Source organism: Fervidicola ferrireducens (assembly GCF_001562425.1).
In the GTDB taxonomy this organism is placed as follows: Bacteria; Bacillota; Thermosediminibacteria; order Thermosediminibacterales; family Thermosediminibacteraceae; genus Fervidicola; species Fervidicola ferrireducens.
Window position 1 is genome coordinate 42,539 of record NZ_LOED01000013.1, and the last position, 19,265, is coordinate 61,803.

The window sequence follows — 19,265 nt, forward strand, 5'->3', positions numbered from 1 at the left end:
TCCCACATGAAAAATATGTTAGTGATAAAGCAGAATATTATGGTAGATAGTTTTCATGAGCCACGACCTTATAAAACTAAGTTTTGGGTAACTAAAGAATGTTACAAACAACTTTTGAAAAGAGCTAAAGAAACGAAAATGACAGTGTCAAATATCATAAGGATGGCTCTGAATTATGTGATTTTCGATGAGGCACAACTAGAAAAACTCAAAGATAAAGAAGAAATGAGTGACGAACTAGTACATAGAAAACACAGAAGTACAGTAAATTTAAGCGAGGAACAAGCGAATAGAATTGCAGAAATAAGCAATAAACACGGAATTTCACGAACGGAGATTATTAAAAGGTCGATAGAAATCTTTTTAAACCAAGTTAACTTTAGGAGGGGGGATAGATGAAAAAACGGAGTATCACGTTAAAATATGCGGTTTCAGCGATAGTATTGATTTTTATTCTTTCGTGTTTTTATTTGCCAGCAATAGCCGCTGTCCCGAAAGTTATAATTAATGGAACTGAACTCAAAATTGACACAAATCCCGTTGTTATCGATGGGAGAACTTTGGTTCCTTTAAGGGGCATCTTTGAAGCCTTGGGTGCTACAGTTTATTGGGACGGCAATACGAAAACTATTACCGCTCAAAAAAATGGAGCGACTATTAAGCTGACGATAGGACAAAATACAGCTTTGAAAAACGGAGCAAAAATACATCTAGACGTGTCACCCAAAATAATTTCCGGCAGGACGATGGTTCCGCTGAGATTCGTAGCAGAAGCCCTAGGAGCACAAGTTAGCTGGGATGGGAAAACAAATACAGTGAATATCCAGAGCCAGGACGAAAAAACGACCCAAAATAGAATTGCCGCAAGAGTCGTCAGAGTGATTGACGGCGATACGGTAGAAGTGGAAATTGATGGCAAACGTGAAACCGTCAGGATGATAGGTGTCGACACTCCAGAGACCGTCCATCCCGAAAAGGAAGTAGAATATTACGGAAAGGAAGCCAGCAATTTCACGAAGAGCAAGTTGGAAGGTAAAGATGTTCAACTCGAATTAGATGTGCAGGAAAGAGACCAATACGGCAGACTGTTAGCTTACATATGGGTGGGTGGGGAACTTTTCAACGAAACACTCGTTAAAGAAGGCTACGCAAAGGTCAGCACCTACCCTCCTAATGTGAAGTATGTGGACAGATTCACGGCTGCTGAAAGGGAAGCACGAGAAGCTGGCAGGGGATTATGGGCAGGACAGAACGAGCAGCCCGTGAAGACCACCGGAAAGTATGTGGGGAGCATAGAAAGCAATAAATATCACCTGCCAACCTGCAGATGGGCTGAGCAAATTAAACCGGAGAACAGGATATGGTTCGATTCTGAAGAAGAAGCTCAAAAAGCGGGTTATGAGCCATGCAAGGTATGTAACCCTTAAGAAAGCAATTGCCCAGGGAATAATAAGCCTGGGCTGTTTATTTGCAATATAATCTCGCAATATAATGTCATTTATGCTGCAAATTCTAATAAATTTTGGTATAATTAACCCCAAAACAACCCCAATTATCCCTAATAAAATTGGCAATATAACTTTTTAGAGGGATTTTTATGCTAGAGCTATACCAAAAATACCTTTCAAGCAAAGGCAAAAGCCTGCATACGGTAAAAAATTATATTTCCGATCTCCGACAGTTCGCGAAATGGTTTGAAGAATCTACGGAGGAAAAGTTTTCTCCAGACAAAATCACAGAAATAGATGTGAGGGGATACAGGTCTTACCTGATGGGCATAAGAAATTTGAAGCCAGCATCAATAAAAAGAAAGCTCGAAGCTATCCGAAAATTCCTTGACTGGGCTGTCAAGCAGGAAATCATAACAAAAAATCCTGCAAAAGAAGTAGAAGCGCCTCCAGCAGTTACACTTCCCCCGAAAAGTTTGTCGGAAAAGGAATTTCTCCGTTTGCGTAGAAGTTTTTATAAAGAAGGGAATGAAAGGGATATAGCGATATTTGAAGTGCTCGCAAATACGGGTATAAGGGTATCGGAACTGTGTTCGCTGAAGCTTTCGGACATCCAGATTTCTGAGCGAAAAGGTAAACTCATCGTGAGGTACGGCAAGGGCCAAAAGTATCGCGAAGTGCCCTTAAACAGTGATGCAAGGAAAGCCCTCAACGAATACCTCAAATCTAGAGCGGATGAAAATAACGAGCGTTTATTCCTCGGCGAAAGAGGGCCGCTGACGCCTTCGGGGGTATTCAGAATAATAAAGAGATATGCGAGGGATGCAGGGGTAGAGGTGTCGCCACACCAGCTAAGGCATACTTTTGCGAGGCGGCTGTTGCAGTCTGGTGCCGACATCGTAACAGTCCAGCAGATCCTCGGACACGCTAACCTCAATACCACGGCAGTGTATCTAAAGCCGGACTATGGGGAACAGGAAGAGGCTGTCGAAAAGATAAGCAAACTTCACTTGTGAGGGGGATTTCATGCTTCATCTTCAGGTCTATTTCGAACGCTACTGCCGGAAGTGCAGAAAATATGCGAGACAACTTGTCGTTGATTACGGCACTATCAACTCTTTAGAGGAAGCGGACCAAAAGTTAGGAAATCATAACCTTCCCGTCATGCCGATTAAATGCCCGCAGTGCGGCAGCGAAGACTGGCCCGAGTATGCTTTGTTCCACGACGCCAGGAAAAACTTTACTTTCCAGAGGGTAAGGATAGGCACGGAAGAGATGCCGGTTGTCGGTGGCGGTGCCGGATATGCTTACACAAGGACTCCTGAAGAACAGGCCGAACTCAACAGGGGGCTGGCTAAACTTGAGACCTATTTTAAACAGGAGGAGGAAAGATTCTGGCAGGAATACACAAACTGGGCATTTGACAGGTGGCAGGAAGCTCTAAAGTGGTTAAATGAAATGGAATGGAAGATAGCCTACAAGAAACTTGGCATATCTGATATAATCGCAAATCCCTCCCCTGCAGGTTTTCGCAAAGACGCGGAGAAAAGATTTAAGTCGGACGAAGAAAAAGCGCGGCTTTGGCGGGAAGCGAATTCACATCTGATCTATTTCGAACTGCTCTGGGTCCCGATCGACACGTGGCCGGTAGAAGAATATGTCCGGCTGTATGGACGGGAAAGAGTGACCTGGCTTATTTTAAACCTGCCGCTGCCGGAAGAACTGGAAAAATACAGGACGGAAAAACTAGCGGTCGTTATTCCAAGTAAAACATCGGGGTCGCAGAGTGTGCTTTGGGAAAGGATAAAACAGTTGGGTGACGAATTAACAAGGCAGCGCCGTAGAGCGGAAAAACTTGCAAGACAGCTTGCCGAAGAACGCGCTGAAAAGGCAAGGCTGAATGAAGAAATACACATGCTAAGAAATCAAATAGAATATCTCAAAGGCAGTATACAAAGTCCCGTCAGAAGCGTAGTGAAAGGTCAAACAAAACATTCTTTTAAAAGGTAGGGAGAGGAAAAATGATATACGAAAAAAATAAAGGAAAAGGTAGCAATTTGGAAAGATAATAATTATGAATGTAATTATCCCGAATTATCTGAGGTATTTTCTTACATTAGACAACAAGGATATCTCCGAAGGGCACAGATCGAAGCACTTGAACACTATTGGTATGTGAGAGTTATTTTGAATACTCCAGATATAGAAACTCTTTATTGAAAATTGAACCGACACATTAACTTCTGAATCGTATGTTGCAGCGAGACACTCCTTTAGCGGCTCCTTCCGTTGCAAACACCTTTGCTTTGCAACGCGAGTTAAGCATTCGAGTATATCCGGATAAAACGGGCACTTGCAACCTTTAGACAAGCTATCTATAATCCCATACTCTTTAAGGGCGTTTCTAATGGCTTGTCTGGAAACACCAAAAACAGACGAAAAATAGTGTAGCTTAAGCGGAGTTATCTTTTCTCCTTCGAAAATACAGGCTTTTAGCCTCGGCGTCGGTAGAAGAAGCTCTCTAACTAGCTTGTTGGCTTCTTTGTCAAAAAACCACCTCTCCCCAGGTGTTAGCGATGAACTCTTTATGAATACATGGCCGAGGCAGATGTGGCTCAATTCGTGGGTTAGCGTCCAGACAATCCTATTTCCCGGGAAAAATTTCCTGTAATTCTTTACGATCAGAATTTTTATACGATCGCCATCGAGAAAAGTCAAGCCTTCTGCCCGATACGGTATCAAGTCGGTCTCTATCAGCTCTACGGGAAACCACTTGCCGTCTTTTTGGACCATGAGGTTGCGTATAACCTCTTCTATCGAGAAAGGCGGAGTAATACTAGAGGATGCTAACGCGTCCCTTAGCATTGCTGCCGCATTTTTTATTTTTGCGATATTTACGCATGATGAATAACCGATGGCCTTATTTCCACCTGTAGGAATAACATCATTTACAACGGGAGAATTAAAAGGCAGGTTATCGTGTTTCGCCACTTTCATCGGTATTATCGCCTTCCTCGACATTTCCAGTTCTTTGTTTCTCCTGTGTGGATCTTATAGCCTTAACTGCCTTGACAAGAGAGTGAATCTGCTCTGACGTCAGATTCCGGAACTCACGCAGAAGTAAAATTAAGTCTCCTCTTCGATTAGCTTCCTCCCATTCTTTGATGAGCTCTGCCAGCTGACGATCTTCCATTTCATTAGTTTCAAATTCCACATCTTCTTTCAATAAATCGGCTGGCGGCACGCCGAGATATTTAGCTAATTTCTCCAGAAAATCGAGATAAATCCGCCTTTGCCCGGTTTCAATTGCCCAAAGATATGTATGAGATACGTCCAATACTTCGGCAAGTTCGCGTGTCGACAGTTTGGCTTTTTCACGAGCTTCCCTTATCTTTTCGGCTACTATCCTGTGTATTTTCGGGATATCCCTTTCCTCTGGCATAACCATTCCCCACCTTATATTTTTTGTTTACACTATTATATCACACTCTTAGATAACAAAAAAAGAAGTATTTACTCGAAAAACGGAAAAAATTAAAGAATTAGCGATATAAACGGGCTATTTTGTTTACAATGATAAGTAAACCTGTTGTCAAATACCGCCTGCTGAGGTACAATTACTGTAGGTTTACGAAATTATGACTACAGAAAGGCAGGCGGTGAACTGAATGCGGGCGACTGTCAACGTTTCCGGTGAAATGTTGGCGGTGAGTGCGTTAAGCCCCCAGCAAAAGAAAATATATGAAATGTATCTCGAAGGTTATAAACCAAGAAAAATATCCGAACTCACGGGGATAAGCTACGAAACCGTAAGAACTCAGTTAAAAAGGATTACCAAAAAAATCAAGAATTTAACGTCACTTAGCGAAATTGAAGAAGATCCCGACATCATGCACCTTTACGGGAAACAGCAGCAAATCCCTTACCTCAAGAGAAACGGCTACCAAATAAAAGATGCCGCCAAGGTCCTCGGCACCTCGGCGGGCACAGCCCGGCCCTATATCAGCCGGGGATACAAAGCCAAAAATACAAAGGTATCGTCCATTAGAGAGTATACCCTTACGAGAGAAGAAATGCAAGAAATCGTTAGAAAATCAGAAGAGAGAAATAAACCCATGTCACCCGATTTGGTATCGATGTGCTACTCGCTGGCGATGGAAGAGAAGAAAGAAAAGATAAAGCTAATCTGTGCGGCAATATTCGGCGCTGGTTACTGGGAAGCCAAAAAAGCCTTACTGGATGAACGCGCAAAAGCGTTCCGTGCTCTAGCCACTAAAGGCCACCAGACGTATACATACATCGAAAGTGATGCGAGGAAAATCATCCCGGACGTAATTGAAGAGTATTTCTCGCACGTCAAAGACGATACGTTCAGGCCGTTGAACGGAAAAGCTCAAGAAGCCCTGCAGGAAATATACCGGGAACGAAAGGCCATGCTGGAGCGGTACGGTGCGATAGCACTGAGACACGTGAATCACGGCTGCCATGCAAAGGCTTATCCGCTCAAGCCTGTAAATCCCAAAACCGTGAAGTTCGAGAAAACCGGAAAGGTAGTAAAAATCAGAGAAAAGTCACTGGTTATAGAAACCGATGATGAGACTCTTGAGGTGAATACAGAGGAAATCATAATATCCCAAAATTCCAGCTACTACAGCATATCCCACATGGCAGCGAGAATTGGAGATGTAGTAAATATAGGCGGCGGAATTGTGTATATCAAGGATTTCATTGAGGAGTTTCCTATAAGGCTCATTACTGACAAGAGTGCCCAAGAATAAGAGAAAAATACATATATTCCCAGAAGTGGGGAACAAGCTCTCCCCGGATGGGTAGGTCTGTGCCAAATCAAGGGGTGGTACGCGCGTACCACCCTGTTTTTGGTAAAAAAAATCGGGGCGCACACAGCGCCCTTTTTTATTTTTCCCCCTTTTATACGTATACGAGGGACCAAAAAATTGACAGGAGGTTGATAAACATGTCATTCACTCATTTCGATATCCCTCGTAGTAATTATATCAAAATTCCGCGTTCTTGGCTAGCCGAACATATGGCAAAGTTAAACGGCGCTGAGTTGAAAGTTGTACTCTATATCCTCATGCACACATGGGGATATCAGGAATACGGCATCGCCAAGCATATTACCCTCGATGAGTTCAAACACGGCAGGCTCAAGAAAGATGGGACTAGGATGGACAACGGCACCGGCCTTTCACACGGTGCTGTGGTAAAGGCCCTTAAGAAAGCAATGGAGGATAACTTTATCGTTTGCTACGTGGACAATACCGACGGCGGCAGAATTCAAAAGTACTACATGCTCAGGATGAATCCTCATGTCCCCGCAGAAACCTTTGCGATAGATAAAAAGACTGGCAAAAGGACCGACTTTGAAGAATGGCTAAAAATGGCCGCTTATGAAGGAGATAACGACGATAACCCTGACCCTGACAACAGGCCTACAAGAAAACGTGGAGAAGAGAGTGACCGGGCCACCACAACTGATGAACCCAGATGTATAAAAAGTGACACCTCGGAAAATCAAGGCATTGAAGGCCATATCGTGCAAAAAATGACTGCTAATTTCACAAGCAGTGACGACAGATGTATAAAAAGTGAACACCGTACTCTAGAAAGAAACTATAAGAAAGAAACTTATAAGAAAGATATGAAAAAGAACAACAACACACCAAAGGTACAGAGTACCATACAAGGTACTAAGAGAACCGATCAAAATGTTGTTGTTGTGGATAACTTTGTGGATAACTCTGTGGATAACTTATCGGCTACAAGATATGCTAAAGGCAACAGCACGGCTAAAAGGCAAAAAGCAAAACTTAGTACCGCCTATCATACTGCCGAGGGGATAGGTACCGACGTACGTACTATCGATACAAAGCAAAAACTCGAAAGTTCATTTAATACTGCTGGAGGAATAGGTATCAACACCACTTCTATCGGTACAAAGCTAAAAACCGAACGAAACTCCTTCTATCATACTGAAGGAAAGTACAACACTGCTGGAAGGAATATCTTTTCTGACATAGAGGCAAAAGCAAGTCAAATCGGTACAAAGCAAGGAATCGAAAGAAGTACTGTACATCCGACCAAAGACGAAACAGCGACAGAGGTACGTACCATCGAACCAGAGCAAAAATTCGAGGGCAGTATTTTAAAATTAACTGCTGGAGGAGTAAAAAGCAGGATAAACGGACTTTCTTTCGACGGAGAGGAAAAAGCTGCTCGTTCGTCCATTCATCCTGGAGCAGTGAAAGAAAAAATGGAGGACGAAAAACTGCATGACCTGAACAAGATAAAGGACTGCTGCATCAGATTTGCCGAGATAGTCGGCCGCAGGAATGATAAGTTTGTCATAAAACTTTGCCGGAAATATAAGGCGATTAATGTCGAAAAGCAGCTGGAGGTGATGGCTGAGTACGCCAAGCGCCACTTTGTCGAAAATCCGGAGGGGTTCCTCACTTCAGCTCTGAAGGAGGGCTACCAGCTCCCGGCCGCCGCAAAAAGGGCTGAGGCCAAAGTCAAAGTCACCTGCCCTGATTGCAAAGGAGTAGGCTACTTCTACAATCCCGAAAAAAATACCGCACGGCTTTGCAGCACGTGCGGCGGCTCGGGAAAAGTTGACAAATCGCTGGCAACCCCTCTTGACAATATTATACTCTTTTGATATGCTAGAAGCAAGGGAAAATTCAGAACTAGGGAACAAAGTGGGGAACAAAATAGCCCCGGTTGGGTAAATCTGTCTCAAATCAGGGGGTAGTACGCGCGTACCACTTTGGCCCAGGAAGAAACGAAACCGGCTTCTAGCAGCCTTCTAGCAGCCGGTGTTTTTGTTTTTGTCAAGAGGGATTTTGCCATCAGCTTTTCCCGAGCTACCAAAATCAATCAAAATCAAGAAAGGAGGGTATTTTCGGAAGTTGTTGGGCTCGAAATAATCGGAATAATCAAAATAAACTAACAACTTCCGGAGGCTATATGGACGGCTATAGGGCATTAGCGGCTGGGATAATAAGGCAGGCAGTGTGGGATGTGAAGAATCTTCCCAACAAGGACCCCGATAAAATCGATGCAATCGAATTCTTCACGAAAGACTGGTTCGAGTTTATCGCAGACGTGCTGAACCTGGACGCGGGCAAAATCAGGAAAAAGGTTGCAGAACTCTGCCAAATCCAATGTCAAAGGAGGGATTCAAAGAAAAACAAGAACATCCACCTTCCGTCAGTAATTCAAAAATTAGAACAAGGAGAGGAGGGACGACATATCGAGGCCGCTCAGCTGGCCTATGTCGGCGTAAAATGATGGGTAGGGCTTTAAAAAGAAAACTGGTTAGATTGTTCGTACTTTCTTTAACCATATTAGCCGTAATGGTAACAATCACTGCTATGGCAGTACCGGTTTTCGCCGCAGGTGAGGATAGTATAAACCCCAACGCAAGCAGCGGCGACCCGGGCGTCAACTCGAAAGACGTCCAGGGCGTGATAAATTTCCTGGTAACTATCCTGAAGTACTTTACAGCAATAGGTGGAGTAATTGTCGTAGGAGCTCTCATGTACAACGGCTATAAGCTGGCCTTTTCCGTAGATCCTAGAGGGAAAGCCGAAGCGATGGACGGACTCAAATATGCGATTATTGGTGGTATCATCGCTTTCGGTGCTTATCGCCTTGCTGGTGTGCTAAAAGGTCTGGCGGATAAGCTATAATCTACCAGCAAAAGGAGTTGTCGTCATGCGTGCGTACAAGACCCCAATACTCCTTTCGGAAGAACAGAAGATTATAGGTGGAGTGTTGACCTTAAGGCAGCTCGCATACGTGCTGGGCGGTGCCCTGCTGACTTACGACCTGGCTTCACGGTTGTACAGGATGGCTGGACTGGGCGCCGCCTTCACCTTCGTATTAATACTCTATTCGTTCTTCCTTTTACTTGCTTTCTGGAAAGTACAAAAATACGGCTTGAACTTTGACACGTACCTGGCGTTAAAGTTCAGGTTCATGACCAAGCAGAAAGCGTATGGCTACGGGAAAACCGAGTCAACTACCTACCACCTATAGAGGTGGAGGCTTGCAAAAGCCTTAGTTGACTACCCTCAGCCAGGGTCGAAAGACCATCGGGCTACGTTAGGCATGTCATGACACCATGGGATGATGCCCAAGTCCCATGCTCTGTCGCATGTACCTAAACAGTCCTGAGGGGTAGGGACAGTGGTACATGCATAACAAGCCTGCCTAACATTGGGGATGGGCAAAATAACTCCGAAAGGAGGAACACTTCTTGTTAGTGTTCGTACTTAATAAGCATGGGAAACCCCTTATGCCGTGCAAACCATCAAAAGCAAGAAAACTGCTGAAACAGGGAAAAGCAAAAGTAGTTAAGAAAGAACCTTTCACAATTCAACTTTTGTATGGAAGTAGCGGATATAAGCAGAAGTGCATAGTGGGAATTGATGCAGGAAGTAAAAATATCGGTATAGCAGTTACAACTGAAGACGGCAGGGTGATTTACAAGGCACAGGTAGAGTTGAGGCAGGATATAAAAGAAAATATAGAAACAAGGCGCAGGCTCAGAAGAGCAAGAAGGAATAGAAAAACACGTTATCGCAAACCCAGATTTCTTAACCGCAGAAGACCAGAAGGATGGTTACCACCGTCTATAAGGGCAAGAGTAGAAGCACACTACAATCTCATCAAAAAACTTGCTCAGATAATTCCAATAACAGAAATCAGAGTAGAAGTAACACAATTTGATGTACAGGCTATTCTCAATCCAAACATTCATGGTGAAGAATATCAAAAAGGCAGAATGCATGGTTTTGACAGTGTTAAGGAATATGTGAAAATCAGAGATGGTTTTAAGTGCCATTATGCCAAGTTAAGACCCGATATACCATGTTCGGGCAAATTGACAGTAGATCACATTATTCCAAGAAGCAAAGGTGGGGCAGACAATCCGTCAAATTTGGTTTGTTGTTGTGAAGCTCATAATACAGCAAAAGGGCACATGAATTATGAACAGTTTACTGGGCAACAACCACCTAAAATCGAGGATTTCCGTCCAGTAGCATTTATGAATGTCCTGAAAGATTACCTTGTTCCGATGTTACAGAAAATAGCATCTACGGGATATATATTTGGTTTATATACCAGAAGGACACGCAGGGAATGGGGATTGGGAAAATCGCACATAGACGATGCTATGGCAATAGCAGGGATAAAACCAAGATGGCAGGATAACGTATGGTACTATATAAAGCAGGTTCGCAAGAAAAAGAGGAGCCTGCATGAAGAGATACCACGTAAAGGCAGGAAAGAACCAAACAAAGAAGCAAAACGTAACAGTAAAAATACAAAGGAAATAGCAATTAACGGCAAGAAGTGGTGTTTATGGGACAAGGTATATATATCAGACATCGATAAGACAGGGTTTATCAGTGGTTTTACGAACAATTGGGTATATATACAAGACATCTATGGTAATTATTTGCAATTGTCTGATAAATACAAACAAATAAATCCCAAAAAACTACAACTGATGTACAGAAATAATAACTACATTTGTGAGCGATTCATCTCCACCTTGTAGAAGGTGGAGACTTCTCGCATTTTTCTTTAAGTGCAGTTAGGAAAGGTGGTGGCGCATATCGACTTCCTCTTCGCAGCCGCCCTTATTGCTGGGGCGGCAGCCATATTTCTCATCAATAAGCAAAAAGAAAAAATCCTGTCTAACGACCGTTCAGGCTCGCAAGGAAAAGCTGGGCAAAACAAAATTTTGCCAATGCGTCAAAAGAAAACACTACAGTCAGCCCAGCATTTCATCGGCTTCCAGGACATAAAAAACGGCATTATCATACTGCCTAACAACGAATACAGGCTGATAGTTGAAGTGGTGGGGACGGTAAATTTCTATCTGCTCAGCGAGGAAGAGCAGGAAAAGATCGAAGCGTATTTCAGGAGTCTCCTCAGGTCGCTCTCATTCCCGGTACAGTTCTACATACAGACGAGGCTGCTCGACCTGGACGAAGAGGTAAGGTATATGACCGGAAAACTTGCCGAGCTTCCACCGCAGCTCCAGGAATACGGTATGAGTCTGGCCGACAGCCTCATGCGCTGGACCGGCGCTAAAAACGTGATGATAAAAAAGAGCTATATCGTTATACCCTATAACAACAGCGACTTCAACGAAGCCGTAAGAGAGCTTTACAGGCGGCGTGACATAGTTGTAGCCGAGCTTTCCAAGTGGATAGAGTGCAGGACGCTCTCCAGTCTCGAAGCCGCAGAAGTGCTCTACATCTTCTACAACAAAGAAAAGGCCGTGACGATGAAAATCTCGGATGCTGAACAATACGGCTTCACAGAGTCATACGTAAGGGGGGTCGGCATTGGCAATCTTCGGGAGAGTTTTGAAGAAACAACAGAATACGCAGAAAGATGACGGATTCAAACATACTTTATCGGGCGGCATCAGCGACATAAGAGACTTAGTATGTCCAGATGGGATAAAAGTCACGGAAAGCTACGTTCAGCTCGGTTCGGACAGATACGTAAGGGCCTTCTTCGTGAGCCAGGTGCCTTCTACGGTCTTCGTCGGCTGGCTCGATGAGCTTTACAGCATCGGCGATGTGGACGTGTCCATCTACGTCTATCCGGGCGATGACAGGGAAGTGATACAGGAACTCACCCAGAAGATAAACAACCTCATGGCCGCACAAATACTCGATGAAAAGCGGGGCGACTACACAAACGCTTCCCTGATAAAACTCACCCTGGAAGACGCATGGCAGCTAAGGGAAGAAATCCAGACCAACAGGAATAAGATGTATTACGTGTCAATATTCTTCATGATCGCTGCAGATACGCTTGAAGAACTGGAGAGGAAGACAAAGATAACCATAGAGCGCCTCGGGGGACGGGCGGTACACGTGAGGCAGGCCTTCCTGCGCCAGGACGATGCGGTGCTTACTATATCGCCAATAGCACAGAATAAATTAATGCACATATATCGGAACTTCGACCTCAATGCGGCAACGGCGCTCATGCCGTTCGATTGCGCAGATATGGCGCACAAAAACGGGATATTCCTCGGCGTCAACTACTATACCGGCACGCCGGTGTTCTATAACCCCTTCGCAGGGAAACCCATCCTCTCAAACCCTCACATGCTATTGATAGCGACGACAGGTGCGGGTAAGACAACGGCGGTAAAATTGATGACCGCTAGGGCAGCTTTGCTCGGTACAAGAGTGGTGTTTATCGACGCCGAAGGTGAATTCGGAAATATGGTGGAAGTCCTCGGAGGGATAAACATAAAGCTGTCACCCGACAAACCCGGATATATCAACCCGTTCGAAATAGAGACGGACGAAGAAAAAGGAAAGGAGTTCGTAAACCTCAAAGAAAAGGTGGCGGATCTCAAAGGACTCATCGCCACAATGGTCGAAGGACAGCATGAAACATTAACCCCCGAAGAAAGGGTGATTATCGAAGACTGCCTGTTCGAAGAATACGCCGCAAGAGGGATTAATTCCAACCCCGGTTCACTATACGAGATGAAAAATATCCTAAAGGACGGCATATACACTACCGGTTACGTAAAGAAAAGGATGCCGACGCTTTCATCCTTCTACGAACGGTTGAAGACAAAGGGGCCAAAGGTTGAAAAACTGCTCCTGCTCCTGAAACCATACCTGCGTGATGGCTCTATGGGGCTGTTCGACGGCGAATCGGAGGTAGACCTCAGGGACGCCCGGTTGATTAACTTCGACGTGTCAGGTTTAGAAGAAAGGTTCCTCAGGCCGTTCGCAATGCACGTGGTGCTCTCATGGGTCTGGGAGGAATTCGTGAAGAAGGACAGGGAGAATAGAAAAATAGTGGTCGTCGATGAGGCATGGCTGTTTATGAAATACAAGGATACGGCGGACTTTCTGGAAAATATGGCAAGAAGGGCAAGAAAGAGAAACTGCAGCCTCTGCGTCTCAACCCAGAACTTCAAAGAGTTTACTTCGTCACCTCAGGGAATAGCCGTCATATCAAATATGGGTACGAATATACTGATGCAGCAGAACTCGGAAGAAATAGATGACGTTGCAGAAGCATTTAAACTTTCTGCGGGACAAAAAGCATTCCTTGAGAAAGCCGGGGTCGGTGAAGCATTAATTAGGGCAGGTAAACATGTAGCAGCAGTAATATTTACACCTACACTGTATGAGAAAAAGTTTATATTAGGCTGGAAAGATGCCGAGATAGAGGATTAATTGTAGGCGAGCAATTAAGCGAAAGGGGGTGAAGCGAAGGGTATCTCAAAAATATCCTGGGATACCCTGCGCAAAATTTTTGATGGAATACCATTTCGTTATCCCCGGTAGGCCGGTGCCAGCCCCAAGAATGACGAACAAAAGCAAATTTGTAAGGCCGGAAGCATTAAGATACCTTGAATACAAGGAAAAGATTGGGTGGTTTGCTCAAAAAAGCGGTGTAACAAAGATAGATACCGACATAGAGGTTGAGTGCAGGTTTTTTATCAATGGCGGCAGAGAACCAGACATAGACAAACTAGTCAAAGCAATACTGGATGGGTTAAATGGGATAGCTTGGAGTGATGATAGCAAGGTTAGGCGAATTATAGCTGAAAAATTGGGTTCAAAAACTGAATATGCAGAAGTCATGATAAGAGAATATCAATTACAGAACCGCTGAAGTCAGCTTAATCATAATAGTTATTCGGTAAGCTATCATTGAGACAATTTAAAAAATATCAATTTGACTACATAAGACTGGCAGGGAAACTGGTCTTCTTTGTTGTATATATAAACTAAGGTAAAATTTGCAAGGTGCCCATACCGCCTATACATTAAAAACCACTTTTAAAAGGATGTGGTAGTAGTGTTGAAAGTCTCTGATATCAAAGGAATTGAAGAAATTGCGAAAATAGAAAAAGAAATAAGAGACGATATGAAAAAGTTGTTCGAAGAAGAAATAAGTCACAACATAACCTATCTGAGTAGGGCAGAAACCCACTACAGACATAAAGCAGTTGCAGTAGATGCGAGTAATATAAAAATTGAACTTGAATATACTGATGCATGCTACATTAAGTGTGCAGATGATGAGGGGAATGTGTACCTAAACATTGTCGTGCCTACAGATTTACCAGAAAAAGCATGGATAAACTATAAGGAAAAACTTAAAAACGAGGAACCAGTTATCAAATTTTTTTTCGATTTCCTCAGTTTAACAACGTGGGAAGATTTAACTTATATCGGAGGTTCAAATGACGAAGACCAAGATTCCTTTGTTAAAATTCTCCGAGATGTAACGGAGTGGGCTGTACTTGTTAGAGTTTTGACGGAGGAAAAACGCTGTATTGTTCTAAAAGATGGTTTACTGCGCAATAAAGTGATTAAGTATGTCAAAAGTAACCCTAATAGTGCATACGTAGTTCTTAGAGAAAAGATTAAGGAGCTTTGTCAAAATCGAAATAACGTACTCGTTGGTATCGCGAAATCAGGGAAATTGATAAATATCGTAAAAGATATTATCCGTCCTTATTTTGAAGAGTATTTCACAAGGCCTTTTGCTATAAGAATTCCGAATAGTTCTAGAATCATGGAGCTTTCATATAATTACATTCGCTATCGGGAAGGAGAAATAACCTTTGGCGACAACCTCTATATCGTAAGTTTTCTTGAAAAACCTCGACTCGATAACCTATGCATGATAGAAATACCAGGGTGGCAAGAAGATAGGGCAGTTGAGATTATCCAAGTGCTATATACGATAGGCATCCGAAAATTGCCTTTACATACAATAGGATTACCCATTCCAATTGCTCATGCTCATGAACAGTCAAAGGTTACTCATCTTGTTTCTAACCTAATAGCAAATGAAATTAAAAGGAACTTGAAGAGCTAAGGGGAAGGGGGTATTCTTCCGATGATTCTTGGTGAAAAGCTTGGCAAAGTAGTTTCTATACCAGATAAATGGACGCTAACATTTATAGTTACCTACGAGAATAAAGATAAAAAACCTAACCTTGGGGACTATATTGTTATTGAAAAGGAATATTCTGAGAATCCTGAAGAAGAAGTAAAATGGCTTGCAATCGTTGAAGGAGCTAGAGAAATTATTCTTGGGGAAAATGAACTTGAGGTGAAGAATTTGCTGGCAGTTGATGATATAGGAGAAAACGAGAAAAAGAAGTACTTTGCAACGGAGTTTATTTGCAAGTTAATAGGAACTTTTTATGATGGCATAATTCGTCCTTATCCCAGATACCTCCCGAACAGGGGTGCGAAGGTGAGATACCCCACATCAGAGGAACTAATAGAAATAGCAGGGATAGACAGCGACGGATTTAAAATTGGCAATCTTGTAGTTGGTGGTATAAAAGTTGCCGTGCCTTCCTCAAATATGGGTATTAGATATATTCCTTTTAAGTTTAATTTGAGGAGACTGGATAACAGAAGAACAGCTGTTTTTGGACAAAGCGGTTATGGTAAAAGCAACTTAACAAAAGCGCTTATAACAGGCTATGCTCTTCATAATCCTAATAAAGCTGTTTGCATATTTGATCGGAGCGGTGAGTATGTAAATGCAAGCGAATGGAGTAAGTCGCTTTGTGAGGTGGAACCAATTGTCCAAGAACAAAATACAACGGTTCAGGGGCAGACCACATCGCCTGGATATATTGAGGGGGTAACAGTAAAAGGACGTATTGTATCAATTGAAGTTAGCAAGGTTCTGTTCAACTTAGAAGATATTGAGATTGGGAAAATAATAGAACACCTTCTTCGTGAAGATGATAAAAAGCTTAAGGCACTAGATCATTTGTGTTTCGCAACTCCTGACGCAATAAAAGAGATTATTCGGCTTGTTTATGCAAACATACAAAACCCAAACGATATACAAATCTTAAGTGACCTAATAGACAAACTTGAGAAGCTTATGCAGTCTTCAAGATCCGTTAACTATTCAAAAGTTGAAGCAGCATTGCGAGTGCTTAAAAATGTGGTGAAATACTACTACACACCAAACTCTCCTATACCAGTAGAGCTAATTAATTGGATAAGAGAAGGGAAAATTATAGTGTTCAATTGCTCTAATGTAGGCGATGAAGTGATAAGCAGACTTACTAGATTTGTTGTTAGTGAGATACTTAACTACAATAGTGAAGCTTACGTTACCCAGCAGCCAATGCTTGATTGTTTATTTCTTATTGAAGAAGCTCAAAATTATCTTAATCAAGATAAGGCCAGGGATGATAATGACCCTATTATAAGATTGGCAAAAGAAGGGAGAAAGTATAAACTTGGGCTTATCTATGTTACCCAACAACCATCGGCTATTGATGACAATATATTAAGCCAGACAAATAATTTTTTTGTTATGCATTTGTTAACAAATCAGGATGTCCACAAACTTTGCTCTATAGCGCCACAGTATGAGTTATATGCTGAAAACATTCAGCAAGAGCCTATTCGAGGTACTGCCTACATCTATTCCAACGTTTATGAGGAATTTATAAAACCGTTTCCATTGGTTGTATGTACTGAACTCGAAAACTTCAACAATGTAGTTGCAGTTGTGAACACAAAACGAAAGGCTTTCGTACAGCCCATTGATAAGCGAAAAGAAATCGAAGAGATATTTGTAAAGAAATTGATGGAATTCATAAAGAACGGTATTAAAAATATCAGTTGGAGAGATTTATGGGGAGAGATAAATAAAGAATTGCCCGATGACAATATTTATAAAAACAGTTATGGGGGAGGAAAACCATATCCTAGCAAAAACATAATACATGTACTTGAGGAAAAGTACACTATAATTGAAGTGGAAGGAAAAAATTACGTAATAAAACCTGTGAGAAAGCCAGGAAAAACATATGTTGAAAGATATTCCTTAGAATCAATAGAAACATCGGAAAACGATTAAAGGATCAATGCAGTACGGTAACGAAGCAGGGAGGAGAGAATGTTAATGACCGATTTAGAAAAAGCAAGGTATAGAAGAAAAGTTATCGAGATTTTAAAGCAATACGGAATAGAACTGGGCTGCAACAACAAACCAATTGTAACTGACATCCGGGAGCTTCAATATAAACTTGCCAATAACGCCAATCATAAATATTTTTACCTTGCAAGAAAATACAACGAATATATTGCACAACCCTGGGAAGTAGAAGTCGAGAAAATATATCCAGAACTTGTCCAAGTTCAAACCCCAATGCAGGCTGAGTTATGGAAGTATGCAACAAGTTTTTGGTCAGTACCTGTTACTTCAGGATACGGTAGAAGAATGAGATTCCTTATATTAGATAAGCAGAACTCAAAGTTAATTGGGATACTCGGATTAAATGATCCAGTGATTGGATTGGGAATTCGAGATAAATTCATTGGATGGGACAAGAAAACAAGAACTGATAAGCTCTATCATGTGCTTTCTGCATACGTTCTGGGGGCTTTGCCACCTTACAATTATCTGCTAGGTGCTAAACTTATAGCATTACTTTGTAGATCAAAAGCTATTCTGGAGGCATTTAAGGAAAAGTATGCTGGCAAAAAAACAATAATAACAAAGCAGATTAAACCAACCGAACTAGTGCTGATAGATACAATGGGAGCTTTTGGAAAATCAGCAATATATAACAAACTTAAAGGGTGGAATTTTGTTGGTTACACGGATGGTGTAAGTCACCTGCATCTCACAATGCCTGAGTTATGGGAAGTAATTAAGGAGATACTGCCAGAGGAGAAATTCAGAACATACAAATTTGGTCAGGGTCCGAACTGGAAAATGCGGATGACAAGAGATGCACTAAGAATTCTTGGGTTTAAAGAAAATATTCTGGAGATTAACTGGAAACGAGGATATTATATTTGTCCGCTCGCAACAAATTGGCGAGAGTACTTGCTCGGAGAAAGTGAAAAACCTATATATAACTTAATAAGCATTCAAGAAGCAAGAGATTACTGGCTTCAAAGGTGGGTTTTGCCACGTAAGAATCACCTGCTGGAGAAGTTATATGTTTCTGAAGCAGCATTATGTGATTGCAGTTTTGAGATACTTGCTCTACGATGAAGGCTGTTAATTTGACTTCCTCCCGCCCCCTGAAGGGGCGGGATTCCTTCAGGTGACTTACGCCACCATCCGGCTACCGCTCGTCGCATGAAGCGTACCGGCGGCAGATTCGAAGCGGCTCACCCAGCGGTGGTAGTCCCACCGGAAGGCAAGTGGCTTCTGGGGCATGGCCTCTGCCCCGTGCCCCTTCGAGGAGCCCAGAAGGAGTATGTTCAAGGCAGCGTTGGCATCGGCGTATCAGACGCAGCCACATGAAAGGGTAGGGCTTCCCCGTGGCGGTTCTGTAATGTATCGTAGAACTGCCGTTTCTATCCTTACTCTTTCGATGATAGGGATAGAGACGGCAGTTAATATTGTAACCGAAAGGAAGATGGTTGATATACTTTCGATTTCAAAACTGAACAGCAGGTTACAAAATACAAAAGAGGTCAATTTTCCCTATACAAAGCTAAACAATCTATAACTTTGTTAGGTACTCATTGTGCAGACCCCAACGAGCATTATACTGTCGGGGCCGACGGCTACCTCCATCACCGTCTGACCAGCCCAGCACCCCTATTAAACAGGGGAGACCCATATTCCCCCGGCTTTAGGCCTCTGGCTGCCAGGCTGCTTCCCGGCGTTTTCCGTCCCTCGGGCTTTTGCCCTAAGGCACATACCGGGAGGGGGAGTTACCCCGCCTGCCTATCGCCCCTTAACCCCCACCACAGGGTGTTGCCGGACTCCCGGGAAGTT

The 19,265-nt window shown here is 42.9% G+C and carries 19 protein-coding genes; 17 read left to right on the forward strand and 2 right to left on the reverse strand.

What is annotated here, in order from left to right; all coding sequences use genetic code 11:
- Positions 1-6: 6 nt before the first annotated feature.
- The 4 genes from AN618_RS06385 (at position 7) to AN618_RS06400 (ending at position 3,458) form a co-directional block, all read left to right on the forward strand.
- A complete protein-coding gene (locus AN618_RS06385; protein WP_066353277.1) occupies positions 7-399 on the forward strand; it encodes a hypothetical protein in 393 nt (130 codons plus the stop codon).
- The gene (locus tag AN618_RS06390) at positions 396-1,427 is read left to right on the forward strand and encodes a stalk domain-containing protein (protein ID WP_066353278.1); all 1,032 of its coding nucleotides are present in this window, start codon (positions 396-398) and stop codon (positions 1,425-1,427) included. Before AN618_RS06385 ends, AN618_RS06390 begins: the two co-directional genes overlap by 4 nt.
- A gap of 170 nt (positions 1,428-1,597) precedes the next feature.
- On the forward strand, positions 1,598-2,464 hold the full coding sequence (locus tag AN618_RS06395; RefSeq protein ID WP_066353279.1) for a tyrosine-type recombinase/integrase: 867 nt from the start codon (positions 1,598-1,600) through the stop codon (positions 2,462-2,464).
- 10 nt (positions 2,465-2,474) lie between these two features.
- Entirely contained in the window at positions 2,475-3,458 is a 984-nt protein-coding gene (locus AN618_RS06400; protein WP_066353280.1) for a hypothetical protein, read from the forward strand.
- 84 nt (positions 3,459-3,542) lie between these two features.
- Here AN618_RS06400 and AN618_RS06405 read toward each other — a convergent pair whose 3' ends face one another.
- Together AN618_RS06405 and AN618_RS06410 are read right to left on the reverse strand one after the other, a co-directional pair.
- Positions 3,543-4,445, reverse strand: a complete 903-nt coding sequence (locus AN618_RS06405; protein WP_066353282.1) for an ImmA/IrrE family metallo-endopeptidase — start codon at positions 4,443-4,445, stop codon at positions 3,543-3,545.
- On the reverse strand, positions 4,423-4,896 hold the full coding sequence (locus AN618_RS06410) for a helix-turn-helix domain-containing protein (RefSeq protein WP_083515091.1): 474 nt from the start codon (positions 4,894-4,896) through the stop codon (positions 4,423-4,425). The genes AN618_RS06405 and AN618_RS06410 overlap by 23 nt, the downstream gene beginning before the upstream one ends.
- 220 nt (positions 4,897-5,116) lie before the next feature.
- Here AN618_RS06410 and AN618_RS06415 point away from each other — a divergent pair, with 220 nt between their 5' ends.
- The 13 genes from AN618_RS06415 to AN618_RS13315 all read left to right on the forward strand — a co-directional run bounded on the left by AN618_RS06415 (position 5,117) and on the right by AN618_RS13315 (position 18,993).
- Positions 5,117-6,226, forward strand: coding sequence for a helix-turn-helix transcriptional regulator (locus AN618_RS06415; RefSeq protein WP_066353284.1), 1,110 nt, complete (start codon positions 5,117-5,119; stop codon positions 6,224-6,226).
- 269 nt (positions 6,227-6,495) lie between these two features.
- Entirely contained in the window at positions 6,496-8,127 is a 1,632-nt protein-coding gene (locus tag AN618_RS06420) for a DnaJ-like cysteine-rich domain-containing protein (protein ID WP_157081650.1), read from the forward strand.
- 308 nt (positions 8,128-8,435) lie between these two features.
- A complete protein-coding gene (locus AN618_RS06430; RefSeq protein WP_066353288.1) occupies positions 8,436-8,759 on the forward strand; it encodes a hypothetical protein in 324 nt (107 codons plus the stop codon).
- A 65-nt stretch (positions 8,760-8,824) separates the two neighbouring features.
- A complete protein-coding gene (locus AN618_RS06435; protein WP_157081651.1) occupies positions 8,825-9,160 on the forward strand; it encodes a pilin in 336 nt (111 codons plus the stop codon).
- Positions 9,161-9,185: 25 nt separating this feature from the next.
- The gene (locus AN618_RS06440; protein WP_066353292.1) at positions 9,186-9,509 is read left to right on the forward strand and encodes a PrgI family mobile element protein; all 324 of its coding nucleotides are present in this window, start codon (positions 9,186-9,188) and stop codon (positions 9,507-9,509) included.
- Positions 9,510-9,735: 226 nt separating this feature from the next.
- Positions 9,736-11,037 (forward strand): RNA-guided endonuclease IscB, encoded by a 1,302-nt coding sequence (gene iscB, locus AN618_RS06445; RefSeq protein WP_245628430.1) that lies wholly within the window; start codon positions 9,736-9,738, stop codon positions 11,035-11,037.
- A gap of 30 nt (positions 11,038-11,067) precedes the next feature.
- Positions 11,068-11,886: a hypothetical protein gene (locus AN618_RS06450; RefSeq protein ID WP_066353296.1), complete on the forward strand. Its 819-nt coding sequence runs from the start codon at positions 11,068-11,070 to the stop codon at positions 11,884-11,886.
- A complete protein-coding gene (locus AN618_RS06455) occupies positions 11,834-13,705 on the forward strand; it encodes a VirB4 family type IV secretion system protein (RefSeq protein WP_066353298.1) in 1,872 nt (623 codons plus the stop codon). Before AN618_RS06450 ends, AN618_RS06455 begins: the two co-directional genes overlap by 53 nt.
- Positions 13,706-13,733: 28 nt before the next feature.
- A complete protein-coding gene (locus AN618_RS06460; protein ID WP_066353299.1) occupies positions 13,734-14,147 on the forward strand; it encodes a RusA family crossover junction endodeoxyribonuclease in 414 nt (137 codons plus the stop codon).
- A 186-nt stretch (positions 14,148-14,333) separates the two neighbouring features.
- Positions 14,334-15,362 carry a DNA double-strand break repair nuclease NurA gene (locus AN618_RS06465; RefSeq protein ID WP_066353300.1) on the forward strand — a complete coding sequence of 343 codons (1,029 nt, stop codon included), beginning with the start codon at positions 14,334-14,336 and terminating at the stop codon, positions 15,360-15,362.
- Between the two features lie 21 nt (positions 15,363-15,383).
- On the forward strand, positions 15,384-17,384 hold the full coding sequence (locus tag AN618_RS06470) for an ATP-binding protein (RefSeq protein ID WP_066353301.1): 2,001 nt from the start codon (positions 15,384-15,386) through the stop codon (positions 17,382-17,384).
- 45 nt (positions 17,385-17,429) lie between these two features.
- Positions 17,430-18,530: a Druantia anti-phage system protein DruA gene (locus AN618_RS06475; RefSeq protein ID WP_066353311.1), complete on the forward strand. Its 1,101-nt coding sequence runs from the start codon at positions 17,430-17,432 to the stop codon at positions 18,528-18,530.
- A 208-nt stretch (positions 18,531-18,738) separates the two neighbouring features.
- A complete protein-coding gene (locus AN618_RS13315) occupies positions 18,739-18,993 on the forward strand; it encodes a hypothetical protein (protein ID WP_066353302.1) in 255 nt (84 codons plus the stop codon).
- The last annotated feature ends 272 nt before the right edge of the window (positions 18,994-19,265 follow it).